Source organism: Candidatus Sarcina troglodytae (assembly GCF_015708635.1).
Taxonomy (GTDB): Bacteria; Bacillota; Clostridia; order Clostridiales; family Clostridiaceae; genus Sarcina; species Sarcina ventriculi.
The window spans coordinates 1,963,841-1,989,859 of the sequence record NZ_CP051754.1 but is presented as its reverse complement, the minus strand read 5'-3'; the positions used below and the strand labels follow the sequence as shown (position 1 = coordinate 1,989,859).

The 26,019-nt window shown below is 31.2% G+C and carries 17 protein-coding genes, 16 tRNA genes and 2 rRNA genes; 31 read left to right on the top strand and 4 right to left on the bottom strand.

Features of this window, described 5'->3' with window-relative positions:
- The first annotated feature begins 287 nt into the window (after window positions 1-287).
- The 6 genes from HH195_RS09190 (at window position 288) to HH195_RS09165 (ending at window position 9,951) form a co-directional block, all read left to right on the top strand.
- Window positions 288-2,297, top strand: coding sequence for a triple tyrosine motif-containing protein (locus HH195_RS09190; protein WP_196370914.1), 2,010 nt, complete (start codon window positions 288-290; stop codon window positions 2,295-2,297).
- A gap of 114 nt (window positions 2,298-2,411) precedes the next feature.
- Window positions 2,412-3,140 carry a pseudouridine synthase gene (locus tag HH195_RS09185; RefSeq protein WP_196370913.1) on the top strand — a complete coding sequence of 243 codons (729 nt, stop codon included), beginning with the start codon at window positions 2,412-2,414 and terminating at the stop codon, window positions 3,138-3,140.
- Window positions 3,141-3,525: 385 nt separating this feature from the next.
- On the top strand, window positions 3,526-5,817 hold the full coding sequence (pcrA, locus tag HH195_RS09180; protein ID WP_196370912.1) for a DNA helicase PcrA: 2,292 nt from the start codon (window positions 3,526-3,528) through the stop codon (window positions 5,815-5,817).
- A gap of 14 nt (window positions 5,818-5,831) precedes the next feature.
- Entirely contained in the window at window positions 5,832-7,832 is a 2,001-nt protein-coding gene (gene ligA / locus HH195_RS09175; protein WP_196370911.1) for an NAD-dependent DNA ligase LigA, read from the top strand.
- Between the two features lie 108 nt (window positions 7,833-7,940).
- Window positions 7,941-8,414, top strand: a complete 474-nt coding sequence (locus HH195_RS09170) for a hypothetical protein (protein ID WP_196370910.1) — start codon at window positions 7,941-7,943, stop codon at window positions 8,412-8,414.
- A 67-nt stretch (window positions 8,415-8,481) separates the two neighbouring features.
- Window positions 8,482-9,951: an ABC transporter substrate-binding protein gene (locus tag HH195_RS09165; RefSeq protein ID WP_196370909.1), complete on the top strand. Its 1,470-nt coding sequence runs from the start codon at window positions 8,482-8,484 to the stop codon at window positions 9,949-9,951.
- Window positions 9,952-10,176: 225 nt separating this feature from the next.
- On the opposite strand, the gene HH195_RS09160 is transcribed toward HH195_RS09165, so the two are convergent.
- Window positions 10,177-11,640 (bottom strand): hypothetical protein, encoded by a 1,464-nt coding sequence (locus HH195_RS09160; protein WP_196370908.1) that lies wholly within the window; start codon window positions 11,638-11,640, stop codon window positions 10,177-10,179.
- Between the two features lie 293 nt (window positions 11,641-11,933).
- Between HH195_RS09160 and HH195_RS09155 the strand changes: the two genes are divergently transcribed.
- From HH195_RS09155 to HH195_RS09070, 18 genes are all read left to right on the top strand, one after another.
- Entirely contained in the window at window positions 11,934-12,569 is a 636-nt protein-coding gene (locus HH195_RS09155; RefSeq protein WP_196370907.1) for an XTP/dITP diphosphatase, read from the top strand.
- Between the two features lie 10 nt (window positions 12,570-12,579).
- Window positions 12,580-13,056 carry a metallophosphoesterase gene (locus HH195_RS09150; protein WP_196370906.1) on the top strand — a complete coding sequence of 159 codons (477 nt, stop codon included), beginning with the start codon at window positions 12,580-12,582 and terminating at the stop codon, window positions 13,054-13,056.
- A gap of 276 nt (window positions 13,057-13,332) precedes the next feature.
- Window positions 13,333-13,408, top strand: a tRNA-Pro gene (locus HH195_RS09145).
- 15 nt (window positions 13,409-13,423) lie between these two features.
- Window positions 13,424-13,497: transfer RNA gene (locus HH195_RS09140), tRNA-Gly, on the top strand.
- Window positions 13,498-13,524: 27 nt separating this feature from the next.
- Window positions 13,525-13,601 (top strand) — tRNA-Arg (locus HH195_RS09135).
- Between the two features lie 4 nt (window positions 13,602-13,605).
- Window positions 13,606-13,681 (top strand) — tRNA-His (locus HH195_RS09130).
- 3 nt (window positions 13,682-13,684) lie between these two features.
- A tRNA-Gln gene (locus HH195_RS09125) sits at window positions 13,685-13,759 on the top strand.
- Window positions 13,760-13,765: 6 nt separating this feature from the next.
- Window positions 13,766-13,841 (top strand) — tRNA-Lys (locus HH195_RS09120).
- A gap of 6 nt (window positions 13,842-13,847) precedes the next feature.
- Window positions 13,848-13,931 (top strand) — tRNA-Leu (locus HH195_RS09115).
- A gap of 23 nt (window positions 13,932-13,954) precedes the next feature.
- A tRNA-Gly gene (locus HH195_RS09110) sits at window positions 13,955-14,029 on the top strand.
- 3 nt (window positions 14,030-14,032) lie between these two features.
- Window positions 14,033-14,106: transfer RNA gene (locus HH195_RS09105), tRNA-Gly, on the top strand.
- 27 nt (window positions 14,107-14,133) lie between these two features.
- Window positions 14,134-14,210 (top strand) — tRNA-Arg (locus tag HH195_RS09100).
- A gap of 3 nt (window positions 14,211-14,213) precedes the next feature.
- Window positions 14,214-14,289, top strand: a tRNA-Pro gene (locus HH195_RS09095).
- A gap of 14 nt (window positions 14,290-14,303) precedes the next feature.
- Window positions 14,304-14,377: transfer RNA gene (locus tag HH195_RS09090), tRNA-Gly, on the top strand.
- A gap of 43 nt (window positions 14,378-14,420) precedes the next feature.
- A tRNA-Arg gene (locus tag HH195_RS09085) sits at window positions 14,421-14,497 on the top strand.
- A 226-nt stretch (window positions 14,498-14,723) separates the two neighbouring features.
- Window positions 14,724-15,044, top strand: coding sequence for a helix-turn-helix transcriptional regulator (locus HH195_RS09080; protein WP_196370905.1), 321 nt, complete (start codon window positions 14,724-14,726; stop codon window positions 15,042-15,044).
- 1 nt (window position 15,045) lies between these two features.
- Window positions 15,046-15,645: an ImmA/IrrE family metallo-endopeptidase gene (locus tag HH195_RS09075; protein ID WP_196370904.1), complete on the top strand. Its 600-nt coding sequence runs from the start codon at window positions 15,046-15,048 to the stop codon at window positions 15,643-15,645.
- Window positions 15,646-15,685: 40 nt separating this feature from the next.
- Window positions 15,686-16,426 carry a Fic family protein gene (locus tag HH195_RS09070; protein ID WP_196370903.1) on the top strand — a complete coding sequence of 247 codons (741 nt, stop codon included), beginning with the start codon at window positions 15,686-15,688 and terminating at the stop codon, window positions 16,424-16,426.
- Between the two features lie 41 nt (window positions 16,427-16,467).
- Here the strand turns inward: HH195_RS09070 and HH195_RS09065 are convergent, their stop codons facing one another.
- On the bottom strand, window positions 16,468-16,998 hold the full coding sequence (locus HH195_RS09065; RefSeq protein WP_196371929.1) for a site-specific integrase: 531 nt from the start codon (window positions 16,996-16,998) through the stop codon (window positions 16,468-16,470).
- 485 nt (window positions 16,999-17,483) lie between these two features.
- Between HH195_RS09065 and HH195_RS09060 the strand changes: the two genes are divergently transcribed.
- The 6 genes from HH195_RS09060 (at window position 17,484) to HH195_RS09035 (ending at window position 23,430) form a co-directional block, all read left to right on the top strand.
- A 16S ribosomal RNA gene (locus HH195_RS09060) occupies window positions 17,484-18,993 on the top strand.
- Window positions 18,994-19,086: 93 nt separating this feature from the next.
- Window positions 19,087-19,162, top strand: a tRNA-Ala gene (locus tag HH195_RS09055).
- A 3-nt stretch (window positions 19,163-19,165) separates the two neighbouring features.
- Window positions 19,166-19,242, top strand: a tRNA-Ile gene (locus tag HH195_RS09050).
- 104 nt (window positions 19,243-19,346) lie between these two features.
- Window positions 19,347-22,250, top strand: a 23S ribosomal RNA gene (locus tag HH195_RS09045).
- The 16S and 23S rRNA genes sit together here with 3 tRNA genes alongside, the layout of an rRNA operon.
- Before the next feature lie 61 nt (window positions 22,251-22,311).
- A tRNA-Asn gene (locus HH195_RS09040) sits at window positions 22,312-22,386 on the top strand.
- A gap of 78 nt (window positions 22,387-22,464) precedes the next feature.
- Entirely contained in the window at window positions 22,465-23,430 is a 966-nt protein-coding gene (locus tag HH195_RS09035; RefSeq protein ID WP_196370902.1) for an NAD(P)/FAD-dependent oxidoreductase, read from the top strand.
- 34 nt (window positions 23,431-23,464) lie between these two features.
- Here HH195_RS09035 and HH195_RS09030 read toward each other — a convergent pair whose 3' ends face one another.
- Together HH195_RS09030 and HH195_RS09025 are read right to left on the bottom strand one after the other, a co-directional pair.
- On the bottom strand, window positions 23,465-24,058 hold the full coding sequence (locus HH195_RS09030; RefSeq protein WP_196370901.1) for a GDSL-type esterase/lipase family protein: 594 nt from the start codon (window positions 24,056-24,058) through the stop codon (window positions 23,465-23,467).
- Window positions 24,059-24,149: 91 nt separating this feature from the next.
- Window positions 24,150-24,776, bottom strand: a complete 627-nt coding sequence (locus HH195_RS09025; protein ID WP_195926662.1) for a RusA family crossover junction endodeoxyribonuclease — start codon at window positions 24,774-24,776, stop codon at window positions 24,150-24,152.
- A 129-nt stretch (window positions 24,777-24,905) separates the two neighbouring features.
- Here HH195_RS09025 and tsaD point away from each other — a divergent pair, with 129 nt between their 5' ends.
- Window positions 24,906-25,925, top strand: coding sequence for a tRNA (adenosine(37)-N6)-threonylcarbamoyltransferase complex transferase subunit TsaD (gene tsaD, locus HH195_RS09020; RefSeq protein WP_055259602.1), 1,020 nt, complete (start codon window positions 24,906-24,908; stop codon window positions 25,923-25,925).
- The last annotated feature ends 94 nt before the right edge of the window (window positions 25,926-26,019 follow it).

Sequence of the window (26,019 nt, the reverse complement as noted above, 5' to 3'; positions counted from 1 at the left end):
TACTTTTAAATATATAAAATTAAAAGGCTAGAGCTATAAATAGTATCATAAAAGGTAATTAGAAAGCCTCAAAATAATTTGAGGCTTTTATGGTTTATTATATGGATATAATAAAATTAGGAGATTTATAGTGTTATAACACTTTACTATTATTAACAATAAAGAACACTATTATACATTTAGGAACAAATAAATTAAAAAACATTTATTTTTATTTACATAATATGGCAAATAATATATAATTTATAATATATGTATCGATTGTTAACAGTTGGGGGAGGGTATACATGGGAGATTTGCTATTAGAAATAGAAGAAAAAGGTATAATAAAAGATAATAAATGGGTAGATATAAAAGTTACTAATAATACTAAGGATGCTTTAACATATAAAATTTTAGCAGGTAAAGATGGAATTTGGGATACTATAAGTGATTTTGATAAAAATGAAAATGGACATATAGAATGGGTTCCAAAGGAAGAAGGAAATTATATGATAATAGCTCAAGCAAGGAGAAAAGATTCTAAGAAGCCATTTGATTATAAGGTGTCTCAAAGTATAACTATAGGAGATTATGATGATAAGCTTATAAAGGATTTATATATTGAAAAGAATAAGTTTAAGATAGGTGATAAAATAACAATTAAAGTCGAAGGATATAAATCTCCTCTTATGTTTAGGTATTTTATCGGTAGTAAACAGGATTGGAAGCTTATAAAAGATTATACTGCAGAGGATACAATTACGTATACGGCTAATAGAAGTGGTGAATTTGAATTTTTAGTTGAATGTAAAATTCCAGAATCAACTCATAATTTTGATGATTTTAGAACAATACCATTTAAAGTTTGTGATTTTGAAAGACCAGAGATAACGGATTTTAAGTGTCTTACAAAAGAGATGGTTGCAAACAATCAATTGACATTTGAGGTAAAGGGTAGTTTTGAAGATGATAGAACAGCACTTTATAAGTTTGTAAAAATAAATTCTGATGGAAAGGGATGTAATATTCAGGATTATTCATCAAAAAATACTATATCTTTTGAAGAAGAAGTTCCAGGGAAATATAAATTGCTTTGTCTTATAAAAGATATGTATTCAAATAGAGAATATGATGATAGGGCTGTTATGGTCTATGAAGTAAAGCCGTATAAAGCAATAAACTTAAAAACTTTTGATACAGATTTAAATTCACCACAGGTTATAGGGTCTAACATACTTATAAAAGCTTTAGCAAAAGGAGGAAAAAATCTTTTATATAGATTTAAAATAGATGGTCCGATAGGTGAGGATTCAGGTTTTAGTAAAAATACCACATTTCTTTGGGAAGCAAAAGCAGAGGGAGAATATTTAATAACTCTTTTGGTTAAAGATGAATCATTTAAAGGTGAATACGAAACTTTATCTCAGATAAATTATGTTATAGATAAGAAAAGAACCAAACCTATAAAAATAGCTGATATAGTTTTTAGTAAAGAAAAAAATTATATAAAAAATGAACCTATAAATGTTAAAGTTATTACAGATGGGGGAAAAAATACTAGATATTCATTTGAAGTTACAAGAGATGAAATAGTGATAGCAAGTACAGCTTATAGCGATAAAAATTGGATTGAGTTTATTCCGAGGGAAGAGGGAGAATATAAGTTAGAGATAAAAATAAAGGATAAGTATTCAGAGAAAGAATATGATACTCATACTAATTCATATTTTAGGGTAAAGGAATATTTAGAAGCTAATATAGAACATATATTACTTCCATCTAATGGTTATTTTTTAGTGGGAGATAAGGTGGATATAGAAATAATAACCGAAAATACTAAAGATACATTAATAAAATATATAACAAAAATAAATGAACAAGTAGTTGAGGAGACTGATTATGAGATTAGCAAAAAAATAAATATTATACCTAAATGTTCAGGGAAATATACTGTTGAAATTTATGCTAAAAATAAGAAGTGTATAACGGAATATGATAGTAAAAAGGAAGTAAAATTTTATGTTAATGATTGTCTGCCTATAACCTCAACGAGATTGATTTCAGAAAAGAAAGAATTTAAGTTAAATGAAGAAATTACATTTAATGTAGAAAGTGATGGCGGAACTGAGGTTTGCTATGAATATTATATTATGAAAGATGGAGATTGGAATTTAGTTCAAAATTATAGTAGAAAAGATTATTACACTTTTAGAGCACTTAAAGAAGGAGATTACAGAGTTTTAGTTTTAGCGAAAAGTCATTATAAAAAATGTGCTTATGAAGATTACGATATGTTTGAATTTAAAGTTATATAATTATCGTTTAAAAGCTCCTTTAATAAGGAGCTTTTTACAAAATATATTCTTTTGTTTTATAAATTTTGAATATAAGATAAAATTAATAAGTAAAAGAACTTTAGGAGGAATTTTATGGAAAGATTAGATAAGGTATTATCAAATTTAGGATATGGAACAAGAAAAGAATTAAAACAAATAATAAAAAAGAAAATGGTGACTGTAAATGGGCTATTAGCAAAAGATAGTGGCATACAAGTTAATCCTGAGAAAGATAAAATAGTTATAAATGGAGAAGAAATATTTTATAGAAAATATATATATTTATTAATGAATAAGCCTCAGGGAGTAGTATCTGCAACATTTGATAATAGAGATGAAACAGTTATTGATTTGCTTTATGCAGAAGATCAGGCATTTCAACCATTTCCTGTTGGAAGATTAGACAAAGATACGGTAGGGCTTCTTATTTTAACTAATGATGGGGAACTTAATCACAAACTTATCTCTCCCAAAAATCATGTAGATAAAGTGTATTTTGCCCAAATTAATGCACCTATTAACGAGAAAGATATAAAGGCTTTTAAAGATGGTATAACTTTAGATGATGGGTATAAGTGTATGAGTGCAAAACTTGAAATAATAAATAATTTTGAAGACTCATCAGAGGTAAAAGTTACAATTCAAGAAGGGAAATTTCATCAAGTAAAAAGAATGTTTATAGCTAGAAATAAAAGAGTTGAATATCTTCAAAGAATAAAATTTGGTGAATTAGAATTAGATGAAAGTTTAGAAGAAGGGGAATACAGAGAGATAACTGCAGAAGAACTTGCAAAATTAACAAGTGTTTTTAACAAAAATTAAAGAAAAATAGGATTGATATTGTTTTCAAAGATGATATGAGAAAGTTTTTTAAAACTATTGCAATTTTTTTTAGCATTTAATATAATTATTATGCAAGAATAAATAAAAGGAAGAATAGCCCCCTTTTTATTTATTGCTTATTGCTTTAACGTAACCTGGCCCCAAGGGTTACGTTTTTTATTTTATATAAAAGTACATAAATAAAAACTAAAAAAATAAGTAAAAAAGACTATTTATAAAATATACAAATAGTCTTTTTTATTATTGGGTTTTAAAATTGGGATTTGAAGAGATAATTATAATAATGAGTATTAATATAGAGTTAAGGAAAATGTAAAGTAGTATGGTATAATGTCTATATAGATAAAATTAAGGAGTGGTTTGAGTGGATTTAAAAAGCTTATTAAATAAGGAGCAATACATTGCAGCCTCTACAATTGAAGGACAGGTGCTTATATTAGCAGGAGCAGGGTCAGGAAAAACTAGAGTTTTAACTCATAGAATAGCTTATATGGTTTCACAGCTTAACATAAGACCATACAATATATTAGCTATAACTTTTACAAATAAAGCGGCAAAAGAGATGAAAGATAGGGTTAGGGCTTTAGTTGGTGATGAGGCTGATAATATGTGGATATCAACTTTCCATTCATCATGTGTAAGAATTTTAAGAAGAGAAATAGATAAATTAGGATATAAAAAAGATTTTTCAATATATGATACTTCAGATCAAAAAACTCTTATAAAGCATGTAATGAAAGAACTTAATATAAATGAAAAAGATATAACTGATGGAGAAATATTGGCAACAATAGGGAAAGCTAAGGATATGCTTATAACTCCTAGTACCTTTAAACGAGAGAATGAAGGGAATTTTAGAAAAAATAAGATAGCAGATGCTTATGTTTTATATCAAAAAAAATTAAAAGAAAACAATGCATTGGATTTTGATGATTTGATATTTAAGACTGTAGAGTTATTTAGGAGATATCAGGATATATTAGAATTTTATCAAAATAAGTTTAAATATATAATGATAGATGAATATCAAGATACGAATAAGGCACAATATGAACTTGTAAAACTTTTAGCTGATAAATATAAAAATATATGTGTAGTTGGCGATGATGACCAATGTATTTATGAATGGAGAGGCGCAGATATAAGAAATATATTGGATTTTGAAAAGGACTATCCAGATGCAATTGTAGTTAAGCTTGAGCAAAATTATAGATCAAAGAAAAATATACTAGAAGCAGCTAATAGTGTTATAAAAAATAATAGTGAAAGAAAACAAAAAGTTTTAAGGACTCAAGAAGATAACGGAGAAAAAATAGGGATTTATAGAGCTTATTCTGATAAATTAGAGGCTGAGTTTGTAGTATCTAAGATAAAGGAACTTGTAAAAGAAAAAGAATTAAAGTATAGGGATTTTGCAATTCTTTATAGGACTAATGCACAATCTCGTGTATTTGAGGAGGTTTTGAGAAGGTCAGCTATTGCATATAAAATATTTGGAGGGCTTAAGTTTTATGACAGAAAGGAAATAAAAGATATTTTAGCATATCTTAAGGTTTTAGTTAATCCTCAAGATTCTATAAGTTTAAGAAGAATTATAAACACTCCAAAGAGGAGTATAGGTGATGCTACTATAGAAAAAATTCAAAAACATGCAGATGAGATTGAGAGTACATTGTATAATGCATTACTTGATGTTGATTTTATACCTGGATTAACAACAAGAGCTATAAATCCAATAAAAAGATTTATAGAGATAATTGAAGACTTAGTGGTTATGTCACAAACACTTTCAGTTTCAAAACTTATACAGTATGTTTTAGAGAAAAGTGGATATTTAAAATCCCTTGAAGAGTCTAAAAGCTTAGAAGATGAGAGTAGGATTGAAAACTTAAAGGAATTGGTATCAGATGCTGTAGATTTTGAAAAAAATAATGAGGATAAATCATTATCTGCATATCTAGAAAGAGTTGCATTAGTTCAAGATATGGATTCTATGGATGAAGAGAATAATTGTATTATGCTTATGACAGTTCATAGTTCAAAAGGATTGGAGTTTCCAGTTGTATTTATGGTTGGAATGGAAAATGGAATGTTTCCAAGCATGGGATGCTTTGACAAGATAAAAGAAATGGAAGAGGCTAGAAGGCTTTGTTACGTTGGGATAACAAGAGCTAAAGAAAGGCTATATATGACATCAGCTGAGAGCAGAATGGTTTTTGGTAGAACCGTTTCATATCAAGAATCAGATTTCTTAAAAGAAGTACCTGAAGCTTTAAAAAATATGATAATGAATGAAACAAACAAGCAAAAACAAAATAAAGCAACCTCAAAGGTTGATAAGGTTAGAAGTAGATTAAATAGTGCATATTCTAATCCTCATAGCATAAGAGGCAGTCATTATAATAAATATAATAGTAAATCATCTTTGGCTGTTGATAAAAAACTTAAAGAAATTTTATCTGATGAAGAGGATAAACAAAATTTATGTACAGCAGAAACAGCTACTCCTGGAAGAAAAGTAAAGCATTCAAAATTTGGAGAAGGAACAATAATCACTGCAATGAAAGTTGGATCAGATTATAAGATAACAATAGCTTTTGATAATCAAGGAATAAAAAACTTAATGTTAAGTTTTGCCCATTTAGAATTGTTATAGTTTAGGAGAAAAAAGTGGATAAAAAAATTATAATAGAAAATTTAGTTAATGAATTAAATAAATATGCTAATGAATATTATGTTCTTGGAAATCCATCAGTTTCGGATAAAGAATATGATAAAAAGTATGATGAACTTGTAAACTTAGAAAGAGAAACAGGATATGTGATTCCTTATTCACCAACTCAAAGGGTTGGTGATAAGATACTTCCTGAATTCAAAAAATATGCTCATAAAGGAAAACTTTTTAGTTTAGATAAGGCTCAAAGTATAGAAGAAATAAGAGATTGGCATGTTAAAAATTTGAAATTTATAGATGAATATAACAGAGTAAATCCCGATAAAAAACTTCCAAGCTTAAAGTATATAGTTACTAAAAAATTTGATGGACTAACAGTTAATTTGTCATATGATGAAAATGGGGTTTTGCTAACTGGAGCAACAAGAGGAACTGGAACTATAGGAGAGGATGTAACAGCGCAAATTAAAACAATAAAATCAATTCCTTTAAAGATAGACTTTGATGATTTTATTGAAGTACATGGAGAAGCTCTTATGACTAAAGAAGCTTTTGAAAAATACAATAAAGATGCTCTAATTCCTCTTAAAAACTTAAGAAATGGTGCGGCAGGAGCTTTAAGGAATTTAAATGTAGCAGAAACTGTTAAAAGAAATTTATCAACTTTTTTTTATGACATAGGATATAGTAAAAATACAAAGTTTAAAACATACAAAAGTATGTTAGAATTTTTAAAGTTTAAAGGGTTTCCAGTGGATTCATACATAAGGGTATGCACATCTTTAGATGATATTAAGAAGGAAATAGAATATATAGAAAATATAAGATTTGATTTAAATTATGATATAGATGGATTGGTTATAGCAATAGATGATATAGAAACTAGAGAACTTTTAGGTAATACTGTGAAATTCCCTAAGTGGGCAATAGCTTATAAATTTGAAGCACAAGAGACAACAACAACGCTTTTAGATGTAGAATGGAATGTTGGAAGAAGTGGTAGGGTTACACCAACTGCTATATTAGAACCAGTAGAATTAGCTGGAGTAACAGTTAAAAGGGCAACTTTGAATAATATAGATGACATATCTAGAAAGGGTATAAAAATAAATTTAAGGGTATTTGTACGAAGAAGTAATGATGTTATACCAGAAATTATGGGAATTTCACAAGATAGTTTTGAAAATGGAATAGATATAATTCCACCGAAAGTTTGCCCAGCTTGTGGCTCTCATCTTATAAAAGAAGAAAAAGGAGTTCATATATATTGTGAAAACTCTTTAGGGTGTAAACCTCAAATGGTAAAGGCTATAGTTCATTTTGCTGGCAGAGAAGCAATGAATATTGAAGGGTTTTCAGAAAAAACAGCTGAACAACTTTTTGAGAAATTGGATATAAGAGCAATATCAGATCTTTATAGATTAACTTATGAAGAGTTGTTGAGTTTAGATAAATTTGGAGATAAAAAGGCTAATAATTTATTAAATGCAATAGAAAGAAGCAAAAATTGTTCATTAGAATCTTTTATATACTCTTTAAATATACCTAATGTGGGGATAAAAACGGCTAAAGATTTAGTGAAACAGTTTAAATCTTTAGATGCCATAAAACGAGCGACTTTTGATGAACTTATACAAGTGGCGGATATTGGAGATATAGTAGCTAATAGTATAATAAACTTTTTTAAAGAAGAGAGAATACTAAAAATTATAGATGATATGATAAATATAGGAGTTACACCTGTATATGAAGAGAAATTTGTAACAAATAACGAATTTGAGGGTAAAACTGTAGTAGTTACAGGAACATTAGAAAACTATTCAAGAACGCAAATAAAACAGAAATTAGAATCTTTAGGGGCTAAGGTTTCAAGTAGTGTAAGTAAAAAGACAGACTATGTGATAGTTGGAAAAGAAGCAGGTTCTAAATATGAAAAAGCAAAATTATTAAAATTAAATATTTTATCAGAAATTGAATTTGAAGATAAATTAAAGTAAAATCATCCCTTCCTTAAGTTTTATATAAATAATTTGTGGATAGAATATATTAAATAATTACTAGTTCTATTCATATAATTAAATATAGATAAAAAGGAGGGGATGATTTTGCATTTTATAGATACTGTTATATTAAAGCTTCATAAAGATAAAATAGAAAAAGGGCTAATATTTTTAAATAGAATTTCAGTAAATAAAATAAATAAAATTATAACAGAAGAATGTCATCAAAAATCCTTGAAATATAGAATAATAAGCAAAAAAAATAATGAAGTTACTTTTAAGATTAAAAGAAGAAAAAAGGTATATATTGTAAAGTATCACAAAACATTAGCTGTTAATAAATTAGATTATAATAATTTTTTGGAAATTTATGATAAAAATAATGCGAAAAAGGCTTATTATATAACTACAGGAGTGTTTCTTCAAGATGTGTATAATATAAATTATAATACTTTTTTTAATAGACCTATAATTCTAGTAGATGGCATAAATTTTGTTGTTAAAGATAAAAAGTTTTATTTAAGTAAAAACTTTAGTTCAAGCAATTTATCTTTTAGAAGATATTTTCCTAAATTTTAAATGTTTAAATATTTTATTAAAGTCAATAATTTTAAGATATTAAAACTATTTAGGAGTTATTACTATTATGCAAAAAAAAATAGGATTAAGTGTTATGCTTATTATGATGGTTTTTGTACTAAGTGGATGTTATAGTGAAGAAACTGTTAGTTATAAAAGTGAAGAAAAGGTACTTGTTTATTCCATAGAAAAAATACCTGAAACTTTAATAAATAGTGAGGAAACAGTTGATAGAGAAAATGATGTTATTTGTTCATTATTTGAAGGGTTAGTTGAAATGAATGAGAGTGGAGATGTAATTCCATCTTTATGCCAAGGTTGGAAAGTGAGTAATGATGGTTTGGAATATATATTTAAGTTAAGAGAGGATATCAAATGGAGTAATGGGGAAAAAATAACATCATTTGATTTTATAGATTATTTTAAATATATTTTATCTCCAGATAATGAGAATTATAAATTAGATGAATTATATACGATTGAAGGAGCTAAGGATTATAAGAATGGTGTTTGTGATTTTGAAAATGTAAAAATACAGGCAACAGACAAGAAAACTATAGTAATAACGTTAAATACTTGTGATGAAGAATTTTTAAAGAAATTGTCAAAGCCTGTATATAGGCTTAGAGATGTAAGTGAACCTCTTAATTATTATAAGGATAACTATTCAAAAATACGATATACAGGTGCGTATACAATATCTAATACATCAGCATCTGATATTACTTTAAAAAGAAATGATTATTATTTAGATGATGCTATAAGTATGGAAGAAATAAAAATAAAAGAGCAACAATCTGTTGAAGCGGATTTTGCATCATATAACTTAGAAAATATAGATATAGTATCATCTCCACCTGTATTGTCTTTAGATAAGGGAGAAATGCATACAGCAGTGGAATATTACCCATCTAATGTGATAAAAGTATTAGTATTTAATAATGAAAATAATATAACATCAGATATTAGATTTAGAAAGGGACTATTTGACGGGATATTTTTAGAAATATTAGATAGCTATATGATTAAATATAATTTAGGTATGTGGGCAGTTAATGATATTGCATATAATGATTTATTAAATAAATCATTATATTTAACTAAAGAGTATGAGGTAAATGAAAAGCCTAAACTAAAAGAAAATGCTAAGAAACTTTTAAATCAACTAGATACTCGAAAAAAAGTAGTGTCGTTAGTAGGAAAAAATATATCTGAAAATAAAATAATATCTGAATTTATAAAAAACATTTTTCAAGATGAATATGATATATCAGTCGAAATAACTCTTTTAGATGATAATGAGTTAGAAAATTATTTGAAAGAGAAAAAATTTGATATATATATAGATGATTTTGATTTAGATACTTATAAGTTAAGTAATGATTATATTCTTGAGGAATTAAATGAAAGCTTAAGAGATGATTATAGCATAATATCTTTATATTATAAAAATTTTTTATGGTGTAAATCTAGTAAAATAGATAATTTATATATTGATGCAAATGGTAATTTAATTCTTAAGTATACTAAAATATAGATTTATATAAAAAGTAAAGTTATTTAAAGTAAATTTTGTTTGCTAATTGTTGATTTTAGATAAGCTAAGCTTTAAAAAATAACATAGAGTTTAATTATTATCTAAAATCAACATCATATATGTTTAAAGAAATTGATTATTAAGTTAAAGCTATCTATTAAATTAATATTGTTAATTTTAAAATATGACTAAAGTTAAATTCAAATATTTGTACGAGTTTAGTTTTTATGAGTCAATACTTTCGCTAATGTAATCATTAATTATATTATTATCATTGGTCTTATTCGTATCGCTAAGAGAATATGTTGTTTGTTTTATTTTATTTAAAATATTATTATTCTTGTACTTATCTAGTATGTGGAGTGATAAGAAAATTAAGAACATATTTATAGAACTATCAAAAGTAATATTTGAATTTGAAAGTGTATTTTTTTTGGTGGAGTAAACTATATTTTTTGTAAATATTGGGGCTAATCCACTTAGATTAGGACTTAGAGTATTGGTGATTCTAAACATAGCTTCATCAAGTAAGTCGTCTGATTTTAATGAAAAATTTTTATATCTTTCATTAGAGTCAAGTGGTGGAGCATCTGGAAAACTTGTTATTAATCCTGAGTCAGAGAAATATTTTTTATAAAAAGTAGATACGATATTATTTAATTTACTATCAGTATTTTCATAAGAGAATACGATAAGATTTATTAAAAAAGGTACTAATTCTTTAGAATAATATTTTATATCTTTTTTATTGCTAGTTTTTTTAAGATTAGATTTCTCCTCATCATAAAGATTTTTTAAAAGTATACTTATATCATTAAATGAATCTTTAAATAAAGAAATATTAGTATTTTTATAAGTTAGAAGCATATTGAGAGAAAGCAGAGTGATGTTTTCTATGTTGGATAGAGAAATTGTACTTTCTGTATGTTTTGAAAGAGTAAATTCACTTAAGTCTATAAGTAGGTTTTTACATCTTTCATTCTTCGAATATTCATACATAATATTAAAAATCAAGCATAAATTGCAACAGTTATTAAAAGATTCAGAGTATAAATTTTCTTTTAGATTGAAAAACATATCTAAAATTTCTAAAGAGAAACTTTTAAATTCAGCACTATCTTTATTATTTTTACAAGTAATAGAATATAAATAATAAGACAACATCATATATCCTTGATCTATAAAGCTAAAACTAGCATCTTTTTCTGAAAAGTTAAATTCTTTTGATTCTGTTTGGCGTTCATCCTTTTTATTTACAAAAAAACCTTCAGCATTTCTTAAATGATTATAATAAAAGTCTAATTGAATTTTACTTAAATCTTTATATAATTTTGAAATATTATAAATAGAGCTATTTATTCCTTGAAATCTATCGTAGTATTTAGTAGTTTCTAGCATAGATAAAGTCATAAGAGCATTTGGAAGAATTAATACGTCTTTTTTAAAAGTACTCATGTCCCAACTTTTAGAATACTTAGATGAATATATGTTGGGTTTACCTTTTTTATATATACAAAGCAATGGTGTATTGTTTTTGAAATTTTCTATATAATTATCAGATGCTAAGGGTTTTAAGGTTTTATAATTTATGCAAATTCCACACCTAGATTCTAAAACTATATGTTTTAAGGATTCTCTACAAAAAAATAAAAGTTGTGATTCTATTTCTTCTATTGAGAGTGAATTCATTCTGAAAAATTGTCCAATATATTTCAAATTATCAACCTCTTAAAAATAATTCTTGATATTATTAATATGAAATTGAGTTTTAAATATTGCTAAATAATAATATATAGATAAATATTATTTTGTAAAAATAATTTGACTTATTTTATAAAGATTAAAATTTATAAATAATTCATTTTTAAATATTTGTTGGAGATTTTTAATAATATTATGATAGTGGTATTACCCCTAATATGCTATGATGAAAATAGTAATAATTAAGTATAAATATTATTATATTTGAGGAGGAAGAGAATTTGAAGATAATAGTAGCAAGTAATAACCAACATAAAATAAGTGAAATAAAAAATATATTAAAAGATTTAAATTTAAGTATATATTCTCTAAGAGAATGTAACATAAATATAGATGTTGTAGAGGATGGGCATACTTTTAAAGAAAATGCTTATAAAAAAGCAGAAGAAATAAGAAAATATTTAATAAATATAGGTGAGAAAGATTTTATAGTTATGGCAGATGATTCTGGGCTAGAAGTTGAATATTTAAATAAAGAACCAGGAGTTTTTTCAGCAAGGTATGCAGGTGAACATGGAAATGATGATAAAAATAATGAAAAGCTTCTTGAAAAATTAAAGGATGTTAAAGAGAATGATAGAAATGCGGAATTTATATGCTCTATCGCTTTAGTAGATTGGACAGGAAAAGAATTATTCATAGAGGGGAGATGTAAAGGCATTATTGCTGAAAAAAAACAAGGTAATGATGGATTTGGGTATGACCCATTGTTTTATATACCTAGATTGAATAAAACTTTTGCACAGCTAACTCCTGAAGAAAAAAATAGGATAAGTCATAGAGGAATAGCACTTAAAGAATTGAAAAATAAAATAAATATTTTTAATTTAGATAATAAAATAGAAAAGACGAAGTAGGGAGAGAGAAATGTTAATAGCGGTTGTAAGTGATACTCATGATAATGAAAATACTATTTTAAAAATAAGAAATGAAATTAAAGAAAGAAACGTAAAATATATGATTCATTTAGGTGATAATATAGACGATGCAGAAAAAATAGTAGATGGACTTGATTGTACATTTTATGGGGTAAAAGGAAATTGTGATTTAGCTAATTTCCCAGATGAATTAATAGTGAAAATTGAAAATAAAAAATTTTTTATAACTCATGGACATAAATATGGAGTTAAAATGGGGTTAAATAACATATTTTATAAAGGTAAAGAAGTGGAAGTAGATGCTGTGTTATTTGGACATACTCATATAAAAATTATTTCAAAAGAAGATGGATTATGGATTATAAATCCAGGGAGTCCATCTCTTCCTAAAGATAGGGTGCCATCCATTGCCTTTATAGAGATAAAAGGTAATGAAATATATCCATCAAGTTTTACAATAAAATAATTTATAAAGATGTTGATTTTAGGCTAGCTTGGCTTAGATTATTTATAAGCCTAAAATTAACATCTTGTTGTTTTTAAATAAAAGTTAGAAAATTTGACTTTTAAAATTATTAATAGAGGTTTAAAACACGTAAAAAACAGTGTAATTATAGAAATTAAACTTATATTAAATAATATATATATAAAAATATAAAAAAATTAATAAAAAGTGTTGACATAATATCGGTGATGATGTAGAATAACTATTGTCGTCAGCAAGAGGTTGCTAGATGAGCCTCGGGGTGTGGCGCAGATGGGAGCGCGCGTGGTTTGGGACCATGAGGTCGCAGGTTCGATCCCTGTCACCCCGACCATTAAATTTAATATATGCGGGTGTAGTTCAATGGTAGAATGTCAGCCTTCCAAGCTGAATACCCGGGTTCGATTCCCGGTACCCGCTCCAATAAAGCAATAAAATGTTTTACAATGTGTATCTTTAGCTCAGCTGGATAGAGCAACGCCCTTCTAAGGCGTGGGCCTGGGGTTCGAATCCCTAAAGGTACACCATATGGTGGACGTAGTTCAGTTGGTAGAGCACCAGATTGTGGCTCTGGTTGTCGTGGGTTCGACTCCCATCGTTCACCCCATGTTGGGGTATCGCCAAGCGGTAAGGCAACGGACTTTGACTCCGTTATTCGTAGGTTCAAATCCTGCTACCCCAGCCAAAACTTGGTTCACTAGCTCAGTCGGTAGAGCACATGACTTTTAATCATGGTGTCCGGGGTTCGATTCCCCGGTGAGCCACCATAAGATGCAGATGTGGCGGAATTGGCAGACGCACTAGACTTAGGATCTAGCGCCTTTGGCGTGGGGGTTCGACTCCCTTCATCTGCACCATTAAAATAAAAAAATATAAGTATGCGGAAGTGACTCAATGGTAGAGTGTCACCTTGCCAAGGTGAAAGTTGCGGGTTCGAGTCCCGTCTTCCGCTCCACATGCGGGTGTAGTTCAATGGTAGAATGTCAGCCTTCCAAGCTGAATACCCGGGTTCGATTCCCGGTACCCGCTCCAATAAAACAGTAAAATGTTTTACAATGTGTATCTTTAGCTCAGCTGGATAGAGCAACGCCCTTCTAAGGCGTGGGCCTGGGGTTCGAATCCCTAAAGGTACACCATTTCGGGGTGTGGCGCAGATGGGAGCGCGCGTGGTTTGGGACCATGAGGTCGCAGGTTCGATCCCTGTCACCCCGACCATTAAATTAATATATGCGGGTGTAGTTCAATGGTAGAATGTCAGCCTTCCAAGCTGAATACCCGGGTTCGATTCCCGGTACCCGCTCCATTAAAGACAATCTATATAATAGATTGTCTTTATCATATTTTAAGCATCTATAGCTTAGTTGGATAGAGCGGTGGACTTCGAATCCAAAGGTCGGGGGTTCAAATCCCTCTAGATGCACCATAAAGTAAGTAATAAAGCTATTTTCTAATTGGGAAATAGGCTTTTTTTTATATAAATACAGCAACAGTACAGCAACCGAAAATATAATAGTAAAATATTTAATCTTTTTAACATATATATAGGTATATAAATAATTAATTTGTTAATAATTTAATATAAATGTTATAATAAAAAGTTGATAGAATATTGATTTAATATTAATATTATTATAGTAGGGGTTGATAATATGAATATGTCGTTAAATTACAAATTGAAAGAATGTAGAAATAAATTAAATTTATCTCAAGAATATGTTGCTAATATATTAAACATGGAAAAGACTAAGATTATAGCAATAGAAAATGGAGCTAAAGAAGTAACTAAGGAAGAAATTAATTCTTTTTCAAATTTATATGGTATAAGATTAGAAGAGTTATTGCACATGGAGCAGGAATGTATTAATCAAAAAATGTTTGCTAGAACTTTTTCAAAACTTTCAGATTGTGATAAAAAAGAGATATTAGATCTTCTTGAATTAAAAAAAAGACTAAAATGTAAAGAGGTATAATATGTTTTTGAATACTGAGTTAGATGAATTAAAGAATAGCAAACCAGAAGAATTAGCAAATGAAGTATTAAAAAAAGTTTTTAAAGAAGAAATACCCTCATTTCCAATAGATCCTTTTGTTATATTAGATAAGTTAAATGTAATATATCAATTTAAGGATTTTAAGGATTTAGAGGGTATTTATATTGTGCCAGAAAATGAAGATGATATAGCTATAATTGGTATTAATATTAATAGGCCAATTACAAGACAACGATTTACAGCGGCGCATGAACTTTGTCACCATTTAAAAGATAGAATGGAATCGAGTATTTGTCCTATAGATGGAAGACAAAAAAGTCCTATAGAGAAGTTTGCTGATAGATTTGCAAGTGAATTATTAATGCCGACTGAATATTTAGAAAAAGAAGTTAAAAAGTATGAGATTGATGGGTACGTATCATTTGATGATGTGTTGAACATATCTGATGTTTTTGGTGTTAGTTTTGAATCATGTGTTTTTAACATAGCATATAAATTGAACAAGATATCTGGAAATATAGATTCTAAGCAACTAAAAAAAAGAATTTCTAAATATAAACCTACCAAGAAAAAGGAATAAAAAGGAATAAAAAGGATTAAATACATCTGATAAGAAATTAATGATAAATATAATAAATTCTTATAAGTTTGTTTTTGATAATAAAAGTGATTTAATATGGTATAAGTTTAAAAATGATTTTATATATAATGAAAATAGGATAGAAGGAGTAAAACTTTCTATAGGAGAGGTATCAGAAATAGTAACCGATTTAAGAATGAAGAAACAAGATAGTTCTTATTGTAATAGTGAATATAAAGACATAATAGAAGTTTTAGGACATGCATCGGTTTATGATTATGTAATGACTACTCAGGAAAATATAACAGCATTTAGTTTATTAACGTTGCATAAAAAATTATATCAATATGCACCTTATCCAGAAGAAGGTGGTAAAATTAGATCTAGTAATAATTATGTTACTGAGGCAAAATTTGAAACAGCAGATTATAAGCAAATACCTATAGAACTACTTAATTTAAATGATGAAATTAAGAGTTTAATATCTAAGAAAGATAAATATTGTATTTCTGAATATATTGATAGAGCTATTAAGATTCATTATAAAATAACAGTTATGCATCCATTTCATGATGGAAATGGTAGAATGTCAAGAGTATTGTTAAATTGGCTATTAAGGATAAAAAAATTACCGCCTGTATATTTGAAATATAAAGATAAGGAATTATATTATGAGGCATTACAGAAGGCTGATGTTGAGAAGAATTTTGAATTTTTAAGTGTTATATTTTATAAACAAATATTATTATCTATAATACAATTAAATAGTAGTATAGTTTAATAGAAAACAACCTAAAAATTAGATTTTAGGTTGTTTATTTTTTAAAAATTAAATATTTTATTAAGTTTTTCAACTGCATTATTTTTTACATCACTTGTAACATGAGTATAAATATTCATGGTTGTATTTATATCTGAATGTCCAAGTAATGATTGAACTGTTTTGATTTGTATTCCCTCTTCAAATAATCTAGTAGCATAAGTATGCCTAAGAGCATGAAACTTAATATTATTGATATCGGCTTTTTTTAGTAGTCTACTATATACCTTTCTAAGGTTAGATGTATTTATAGGAGTACCTATTGGAGTAGTAAATACTAAATCACTAGGCATATATAATTCACCATTAGATAATCTTTCTTTGTTTTGAGTTATTTTAAACTGTTTTAACTTTTGTATTATATTACTTGGAATTGGTACAGTTGTTATACTTGTTTCTGTCTTAGGTGGTTGTATGATGGTAGTATACTTACCTTCACCTTTATTGTTAAATATAGTTTCCTGTCTAATGCTTTTATTTACTGATACTGTTTTATCATCAAAATTAATATCATTCCATGTTAAGGCTAGTATTCACCTAATCTTAATTCAGTACCCAAAGCAAATAAAAACAAACATTGTAATCTATGAGCATTTCAAGCCGGTATAAAACGTTTTTGTTTATCAATAGTATAATATATCTTCCTTTTTGATCTTCTTAGGAAGGTTTATAAACATGCAGTAATTCTTTAAATAGTAAAGATAGCTTTTCTATAAAATATTAGTTTACATTAATTTAAACTTAGGAGTTTTATGAATTGCTTAGAATATAGTAAATAGTTTTTTAAAATTACAATACATCTTAAGTTCTTAAAAGATTATTATCAAGTTTTTTTAAAAATATTATTGACATAAAGATAAAACAATGATATTATAAAGAAGTAGCTTGAGGGCGATAGAGAAAAAAGAAAAACAATGATCTTTGAAAATTAAACAGATAATTTAAGTAAACCAGCAATTCTTTTATAAGTAATATGAGTAGATTAAACTCGAATAAAAACTAAGAAATTAGTATATTTTAATTTGAGAGTTTGATCCTGGCTCAGGATGAACGCTGGCGGCGTGCTTAACACATGCAAGTCGAGCGAGAAAAGTTCTTCGGAGCTTTTCTAGCGGCGGACGGGTGAGTAACACGTGGGCAACCTGCCTCATAGAGGGGAATAGCCTTCCGAAAGGAAGATTAATACCGCATAATATTGTTGAAAGGCATCTTTTAACAATCAAAGGAGCAATCCGCTATGAGATGGGCCCGCGGCGCATTAGCTAGTTGGTGAGGTAACAGCTCACCAAGGCGACGATGCGTAGCCGACCTGAGAGGGTGATCGGCCACATTGGAACTGAGACACGGTCCAGACTCCTACGGGAGGCAGCAGTGGGGAATATTGCACAATGGGGGAAACCCTGATGCAGCAACGCCGCGTGAGTGATGAAGGTCTTCGGATTGTAAAGCTCTGTCTTTAGGGACGATAATGACGGTACCTAAGGAGGAAGCCACGGCTAACTACGTGCCAGCAGCCGCGGTAATACGTAGGTGGCAAGCGTTATCCGGATTTACTGGGCGTAAAGGGAGCGTAGGCGGATATTTAAGTGGGATGTGAAATACCCGAGCTTAACTTGGGAGCTGCATTCCAAACTGGATATCTAGAGTGCAGGAGAGGAGAATGGAATTCCTAGTGTAGCGGTGAAATGCGTAGAGATTAGGAAGAACACCAGTGGCGAAGGCGATTCTCTGGACTGTAACTGACGCTGAGGCTCGAAAGCGTGGGGAGCAAACAGGATTAGATACCCTGGTAGTCCACGCCGTAAACGATGAATACTAGGTGTAGGGGCCCCAAGCCTCTGTGCCGCCGCTAACGCATTAAGTATTCCGCCTGGGGAGTACGGTCGCAAGATTAAAACTCAAAGGAATTGACGGGGACCCGCACAAGCAGCGGAGCATGTGGTTTAATTCGAAGCAACGCGAAGAACCTTACCTAGACTTGACATGTCCTGAATTACCAGTAATGTGGGAAGTTCCTTCGGGAACAGGAACACAGGTGGTGCATGGTTGTCGTCAGCTCGTGTCGTGAGATGTTGGGTTAAGTCCCGCAACGAGCGCAACCCTTATTGTTAGTTGGTACCATTAAGTTGATCACTCTAGCGAGACTGCCCGGGTTAACCGGGAGGAAGGTGGGGATGACGTCAAATCATCATGCCCCTTATGTCTAGGGCTACACACGTGCTACAATGGCAAGTACAAAGAGAAGCAATACTGTGAAGTGGAGCAAAACTCAAAAACTTGTCTCAGTTCGGATTGTAGGCTGAAACTCGCCTACATGAAGCTGGAGTTGCTAGTAATCGCGAATCAGAATGTCGCGGTGAATACGTTCCCGGGTCTTGTACACACCGCCCGTCACACCATGAGAGTTGGCAATACCCGAAGTCCGTAAGCTAACCGTAAGGAGGCAGCGGCCGAAGGTAGGGTCAGCGATTGGGGTGAAGTCGTAACAAGGTAGCCGTAGGAGAACCTGCGGCTGGATCACCTCCTTTCTAAGGAAGAACATCTTAGGAAAACTAAGATGATAATAAAGAATGCTTCTTAAATATCTGTTTAATTTTGAGAGATTAACTCTCAAAACATATGGGGGTATAGCTCAGTTGGGAGAGCACCTGCCTTGCACGCAGGGGGTCAAGGGTTCGAATCCCTTTACCTCCACCATATGGGTCTATAGCTCAGCTGGTTAGAGCGCACGCCTGATAAGCGTGAGGTCGATGGTTCGAGTCCATTTAGACCCACCATGTTCTTTGAAAATTACACATAAGTATTAATAAATAGAGTAAAGCCAATTAAATTTACTATTCTTTGTAAAATTGATTGCAACTATCTAAAAGATAGAAACAAAGGTCAAGCTACAAAGGGCGTATGGTGAATGCCTTGGCATCAGGAGCCGATGAAGGACGTGATAAGCTGCGATAAGCTTTGGGTAGACGCACATAGTCTGAGATCCAAAGATTTCCGAATGAGGAAACTCACATGGAAAACCCCATGTATCGTTAACTGAATAAATAGGTTAACGAGGGTAAACCTAGGGAACTGAAACATCTAAGTACCTAGAGGAAGAGAAAGAAAAATCGATTTTCTAAGTAGCGGCGAGCGAAAGGGAAAGAGCCCAAACCGGAAACTTGTTTCCGGGGTTGTGGATAGAACATAACGAGAAACTATAACTAATTGAAGAGAGCTGGAAAGCTCTACCGTAGAAGGTAATAGTCCTGTAAGTGAAAGTTAGAGTAATCAAGTTCTAATCCAGAGTACCACGAGACACGTGAAACCTTGTGGGAAGCAGGGAGGACCACCTCCCAAGGCTAAATACTACCTGATGACCGATAGTGAAGCAGTACCGTGAGGGAAAGGTGAAAAGAACCCCGGGAGGGGAGTGAAATAGAACCTGAAACCATATGTCTACAACCGATCAAAGCACCTTATGTGTGCGATGATGTGCTTTTTGTAGAACGAGCCAACGAGTTACGATATGTAGCAAGGTTAAGTACTTAAGGTACGGAGCCGAAGGGAAACCAAGTCTTAATAGGGCAACTAGTTGCATGTCGTAGACCCGAAACCGGGTGACCTATCCATGGCCAGGTTGAAGCGAGGGTAAAACCTCGTGGAGGACCGAACCACGTTGCTGTTGAAAAAGCATGGGATGAGCTGTGGATAGCGGAGAAATTCCAATCGAACTCGGAGATAGCTGGTTCTCCTCGAAATAGCTTTAGGGCTAGCGTCGAATATGAGTAATGGAGGTAGAGCACTGAATGGGCTAGGGGGCATAGCGCTTACCGAACCTTATCAAACTCCGAATGCCATATACTATAAGTTCGGCAGTCAGACTACGAATGATAAGATCCGTGGTCAAAAGGGAAACAGCCCAGATCGTCAGCTAAGGTCCCAAAGTGTAAGTTAAGTGGAAAAGGATGTGGGATTTCTAAGACAACTAGGATGTTGGCTTAGAAGCAGCCACTCATTAAAAGAGTGCGTAATAGCTCACTAGTCGAGAGATCCTGCGCCGAAGATGTTCGGGGCTAAAACTTACCACCGAAGCTACGGGCTTGAATTTATTCAAGCGGTAGAGGAGCGTCGTAATCGGGCTGAAGTCATACCGTAAGGAGTGGTGGACTGATTACGAGTGAGAATGTTGGCATTAGTAGCGAGATGTAGGTGAGAATCCTACAGGCCGAATACCTAAGGTTTCCTCAGGAAGGCTCGTCCGCTGAGGGTTAGTCGGGACCTAAGCCGAGGCCGAAAGGCGTAGGTGATGGACAACTGGTTGATATTCCAGTACCACTACCATCGTTATTATCGATGGCGTGACGCAGGAGGATAGTGTGTGCTAGCTATTGGATGCTAGTCTAAGCATTTAGTCAGTTACAATAGGCAAATCCGTTGTAATAATGATGAGATGTTATGGGGAAGGTTCTACGAAACCGAAGTACATGATTCCACGCTGCCAAGAAAAGCGTCTAGAGAGAGAAGTAGTGCCCGTACCGCAAACCGACACAGGTAGGTGAGGAGAGAATCCTAAGGCCGGCGGAAGAATTGCAGTTAAGGAACTCGGCAAATTGATCCCGTAAGTTAGCAATAAGGGATGCCTATGAGAGTAGGTCGCAGAGAATAGGCTCAAGCAACTGTTTAGCAAAAACACAGGTCTCTGCTAAAGCGTAAGCTGATGTATAGGGGCTGACGCCTGCCCGGTGCTGGAAGGTTAAGGGGAACACTTAGCGTAAGCGAAGGTGTGAACTTAAGCCCCAGTAAACGGCGGCCGTAACTATAACGGTCCTAAGGTAGCGAAATTCCTTGTCAGGTAAGTTCTGACCCGCACGAATGGCGTAATGACTTGAGCACTGTCTCAACTGCAAATCCGGCGAAGTTGTAGTACCAGTGAAGATGCTGGTTACCCGCGATTGGACGGAAAGACCCCGTAGAGCTTTACTGTAGCTTAGCATTGAATTTCGGTATTGTCTGTACAGGATAGGTGGGAGACTGAGAAACTAGGGCGTCAGCCTTAGTGGAGTCGACGTTGGGATACCACCCTGATAGTACTGAAGTTCTAACTGGCGGCCATGAATCTGGTCACAGGACATTGTTAGGTGGGCAGTTTGACTGGGGCGGTCGCCTCCTAAAAAGTAACGGAGGCGCCCAAAGGTTCCCTCAGAACGGTCGGAAATCGTTCGAAGAGTGCAAAGGCAGAAGGGAGCCTGACTGCGACACCCACAAGTGGAGCAGGGACGAAAGTCGGGCTTAGTGATCCGGTGGTACCTCGTGGGAGGGCCATCGCTCAACGGATAAAAGCTACCTCGGGGATAACAGGCTGATCTCCCCCAAGAGTCCACATCGACGGGGAGGTTTGGCACCTCGATGTCGGCTCGTCGCATCCTGGGGCTGAAGTAGGTCCCAAGGGTTGGGCTGTTCGCCCATTAAAGCGGCACGCGAGCTGGGTTCAGAACGTCGTGAGACAGTTCGGTCCCTATCCGTCGCGGGCGTAGGAAATTTGAGAGGAGCTGTCCTTAGTACGAGAGGACCGGGATGGACTGACCTCTGGTGTACCAGTTGTTCCGCCAGGAGCACAGCTGGGTAGCTAAGTCGGGAAGGGATAAACGCTGAAAGCATCTAAGCGTGAAGCCCACCTCAAGATGAGATTTCCCATAGCATAAGCTAGTAAGACCCCTTGAAGAACACAAGGTTGATAGGTCAGAGGTGTAAGTATGGTAACATATTTAGCTGACTGATACTAATAGGTCGAGGGCTTGACCTAATTAACTTTATCTTAATGCTTAGTGTAATTTTGAAAGAATATATCTTTCAAATACTAATATTCCTCTGTAGCTCAATGGTGGAGCACTCGGCTGTTAACCGATAGGTTGGAGGTTCGAGCCCTCTCGGAGGAGCCAATTTGATATTTAAGCTTATAGTAGAATCTATAAGCTTTTTTTATTATATTATTTATCAATTATCAAGGGAGAATACTTATGAGTAATGTTTATTTTGAGTATGATTTAGTAGTGATAGGCGGTGGACCAGCTGGAATGGCATGTGCTATATCTGCTGATAATGAAAATATTAAAAATATACTTTTGATTGAAAGAGAAGAATATTTGGGGGGAGAATTAAACCAAACAATTCATTGTGGCTATGGAGAAGATATATTTGGTCATAGTGTAACTGGAAGTGAATATGCTCAATATTTTATAGATAGTATAAAATTTTCTGATATTCAAGTTAAATTAAATACTACAGCACTTACTATAAAAAATGGAAATGTGATTTATTATGTAAGTCCAAATGAAGGAATGAAAATTATTAAAGCTAAGGTTATAGTATTAGCTACTGGAAGTAGAGAAAAATTTAATTGCAATATTGATATTCCCATTAATAAAATAGCAGGGGTTTATACAATAGGAGCTGCTCAGAGGTTTATAAATGCTCAAGGATATTTACCGGGTAAAAAAATAGTGATATTAGGTTCTGGAGATAAAGAGATTTTAATAGCTAGGCGTTTGCTTGTTGAAGGTGCTGAGGTTATAGCTATTATAGAACCATCAAATAAATTAAATTGTAGAACTGATAAAAGTATAAAAATAATAAAAGATTTTAATCTATGTATAAAATTAAATCATAATATTATAGATATACTTGGTGATGAGAGAATTAGTGGAGTTGTACTTGCAAGTGATGACAAAATTATGGAGTCTATAGAATGTGATTCATTATTAATTTCTTTAAATAGAAGTTCAGAAAGTGAACTTGCTAAAGAATTAAGTTTAGAGATAAATAAAGAAAATGATAGTATATTAGTTAATGAAAAATTTGAAACTAGCAGAAAAAATATACTTGCGTGTGGAAATGCGATTCATTGTGATGAATTATCAAAAAAATGCGTAGAAGAAGGTATGAAGGTTGGGAAATTTGTGAAAGAATATTTAATAAAAAATTGATATAATTAGTACTTATCCCCTATAAATATTAACGCTATTTATAGGGGAAGTTAGTGATTAATAAATTTTTTATTTCATTGAACATTAAATAATTTCCATATTTACTTAAATGAATTCCATCGTTAAAATATATATTTTCTTCTTTAATTAAATTGTAAATATCTAAAAAATATATGTTATTTAAAATACATAATTTTTCAAGTTCTTTGTTAAGCAAATTTAAATTATTATTTATTTTAATATAATTTATAGAGTCATCCCAAAGCTTTTGTGCTAATGATTTGAAAGTTTTAGGAGGAGAAAGGATTATAGGGATTATATTATTAAGTAAACAGTCCTTTATCATAATATTTATGTTATCTATGATAGAATTCACGCTCCTATTAGATAGGATATCATTAGTTCCACACATTATAATGCAAATTTGTGGTTTGTTTGTTAAAACATCTTTAAAAAATCGAGATAAAAGACCTATTGATGTATCACCGTTTATTCCTTTATTTATAAGATTTAGCTTTAAATCTTCTTTTAATAAATGTGTCCAACTTTCCTTTTGGGGGATGCCATATCCAAAGGTTAGTGAATCTCCAATGCACACTATTTTACAAGAATTATTCAAATAAATCATTTATTAGTAACCTCTCTTTAATTATTGGTCAAAGTTAAATTAATATGTAGTAGTTTGCATATAATTTAAATTTCATATTTTTATAATGTTTTTAAAAAGTTTTAGATAAGCATTTTCTACATATCACCGTTTTTCCCTTATTAGCTGTTATAAAATCATTAGATTTTATTGTTTTACCACAAATGGAGCAAGTTTTGTTAGTATCATCTATAGGCTTAGTAATAGTATTTTTATTTGTATTTTTTGAAGAAGTTATTTTTTTATTAGATGAATAAATAGTTTTAGGTTTTATAGTAGAGTTTTTTACTATTTTATAATCTATAGAATATTCGCTTTCACCAAAAAGCTCCAATTCAAATCTAGGATTTTCTTTATCATAAAATTCTTCTATAATTATTCGTCTAATTTGAACATCATTTACTATTAATCCGCTTTTTTCAATACCGTCGAAAATACTTTTTGTTATATTATTTGTGTCTGGATGGCGTTTTTCACTTTTGTAATAAACTTTTAAAATAGCAATTAATGCTTCATCTAATACTATGTTTGGATTTTGTATTCTAGCTTCGTAAGATATTTGTTCTTCATAATTGGCATATCTATCATGATATTTCCCAGAATTATTAGGAAGGATAGCACGCCCTTTAGAATTAAACATTTTAAAATTTGATTTGGAAATAGGAGAGCCTTTAATTATAACTCTTGCGTAACAACTCATAATTTCTCCTTTATATAAAAATTTATAATAATTATAACATATTATTTAAGCTTATACTTTATTGAATGTATAAACACTATGAAGTATAATACAAATTACATAATAAATATAGTTTACGAGGTATAAAAAATGGAAAATAAAATAATTTTAGCTATTGAAAGCAGTTGTGATGAAACATCAGCAGCTGTAGTAGTTAATGGTAGAGATGTTTTGTCTAACATTATAGCATCTCAAATAGATACACATAAAAAATTTGGAGGAGTAGTTCCAGAGGTTGCATCTAGAATGCATATAGAAGTTATAAATTCAGTAGTTAGTGAGGCTTTGAAAGTTGCTAATAAAACTTTAGATGATATAGATGCTATTGCAGTAACTTATGGGCCAGGTCTTGTTGGGGCGTTATTAGTTGGTCTTCAGTATGCTAAGGGGCTTGCTTATTCTTTAAAAAAACCTTTGATTGGGGTAAATCATATTGAAGGACATATAAGTGCAAATTTTATAGAACATAAGGATTTAAAACCGCCTTTTGTATGTTTAGTAGTCTCAGGAGGACATACTTTTATAGTTCATGTAAAAGATTATGGAAATTATGAGATTATAGGAGAGACTAGGGATGATGCAGCAGGAGAAGCGTATGATAAGGTTGCAAGATCTTTAGGACTAGGATATCCTGGGGGACCTAAAATAGATAAATTATCGAAAGAAGGAAATGAAGATGCTATTAAGTTTCCAAGAGCAAATTTTCATGATAATACTTTAGATTTTTCCTTTAGTGGGGTAAAATCTGCTGTCCTTAACTATCTAAATAAAATGGAGATGAAAAATGAAAAAATAAATAAAGCAGATGTAGCAGCTAGTTTTCAAAAAGCTGTTGTTGGTGTTTTAACTGATAATGTAATAAAAACGTGTAAAATAAAGAAAATAGATAAAATAGCTATTGCAGGAGGTGTTGCATCAAATTCTGCTTTAAGAGAAAGTTTAATTAAAGAGGGAAAAAAGAGAAATATAAATGTTCTTTTTCCAAGTCCTATTTTGTGTACGGATAATGCAGCTATGATAGGAAGTGCGGCTTATTTTGAATTTTTAAGGGGTAATGTAGCTAGTATGGATTTAAATGCTAAACCTAATTTGAGATTGGGGGAAAGATAATAGGGTTATTTTATATGGTATAAAAATAAATGGAATAAAATAATAAATATGACATAAAAATGTCATAAATTACTGATAATATATAATTAAAGAA

Excerpts from the sequence above, each read along its gene's own strand:
- HH195_RS09070 (WP_196370903.1), top strand. The coding sequence starts at position 15,686 with ATGATAAATATAATAAATTCTTATAAGTTTGTTTTTGATAATAAAAGT.
- HH195_RS09185 (WP_196370913.1), top strand. The coding sequence starts at position 2,412 with ATGGAAAGATTAGATAAGGTATTATCAAATTTAGGATATGGAACAAGA.
- HH195_RS09030 (WP_196370901.1), bottom strand. The coding sequence starts at position 24,058 with ATGATTTATTTGAATAATTCTTGTAAAATAGTGTGCATTGGAGATTCA.
- HH195_RS09150 (WP_196370906.1), top strand. The coding sequence starts at position 12,580 with ATGTTAATAGCGGTTGTAAGTGATACTCATGATAATGAAAATACTATT.
- HH195_RS09075 (WP_196370904.1), top strand. The coding sequence starts at position 15,046 with ATGTTTTTGAATACTGAGTTAGATGAATTAAAGAATAGCAAACCAGAA.
- HH195_RS09160 (WP_196370908.1), bottom strand. The coding sequence starts at position 11,640 with ATGAATTCACTCTCAATAGAAGAAATAGAATCACAACTTTTATTTTTT.
- HH195_RS09190 (WP_196370914.1), top strand. The coding sequence starts at position 288 with ATGGGAGATTTGCTATTAGAAATAGAAGAAAAAGGTATAATAAAAGAT.
- HH195_RS09025 (WP_195926662.1), bottom strand. The coding sequence starts at position 24,776 with ATGAGTTGTTACGCAAGAGTTATAATTAAAGGCTCTCCTATTTCCAAA.
- HH195_RS09165 (WP_196370909.1), top strand. The coding sequence starts at position 8,482 with ATGCAAAAAAAAATAGGATTAAGTGTTATGCTTATTATGATGGTTTTT.
- HH195_RS09035 (WP_196370902.1), top strand. The coding sequence starts at position 22,465 with ATGAGTAATGTTTATTTTGAGTATGATTTAGTAGTGATAGGCGGTGGA.
- HH195_RS09080 (WP_196370905.1), top strand. The coding sequence starts at position 14,724 with ATGAATATGTCGTTAAATTACAAATTGAAAGAATGTAGAAATAAATTA.
- tsaD (WP_055259602.1), top strand. The coding sequence starts at position 24,906 with ATGGAAAATAAAATAATTTTAGCTATTGAAAGCAGTTGTGATGAAACA.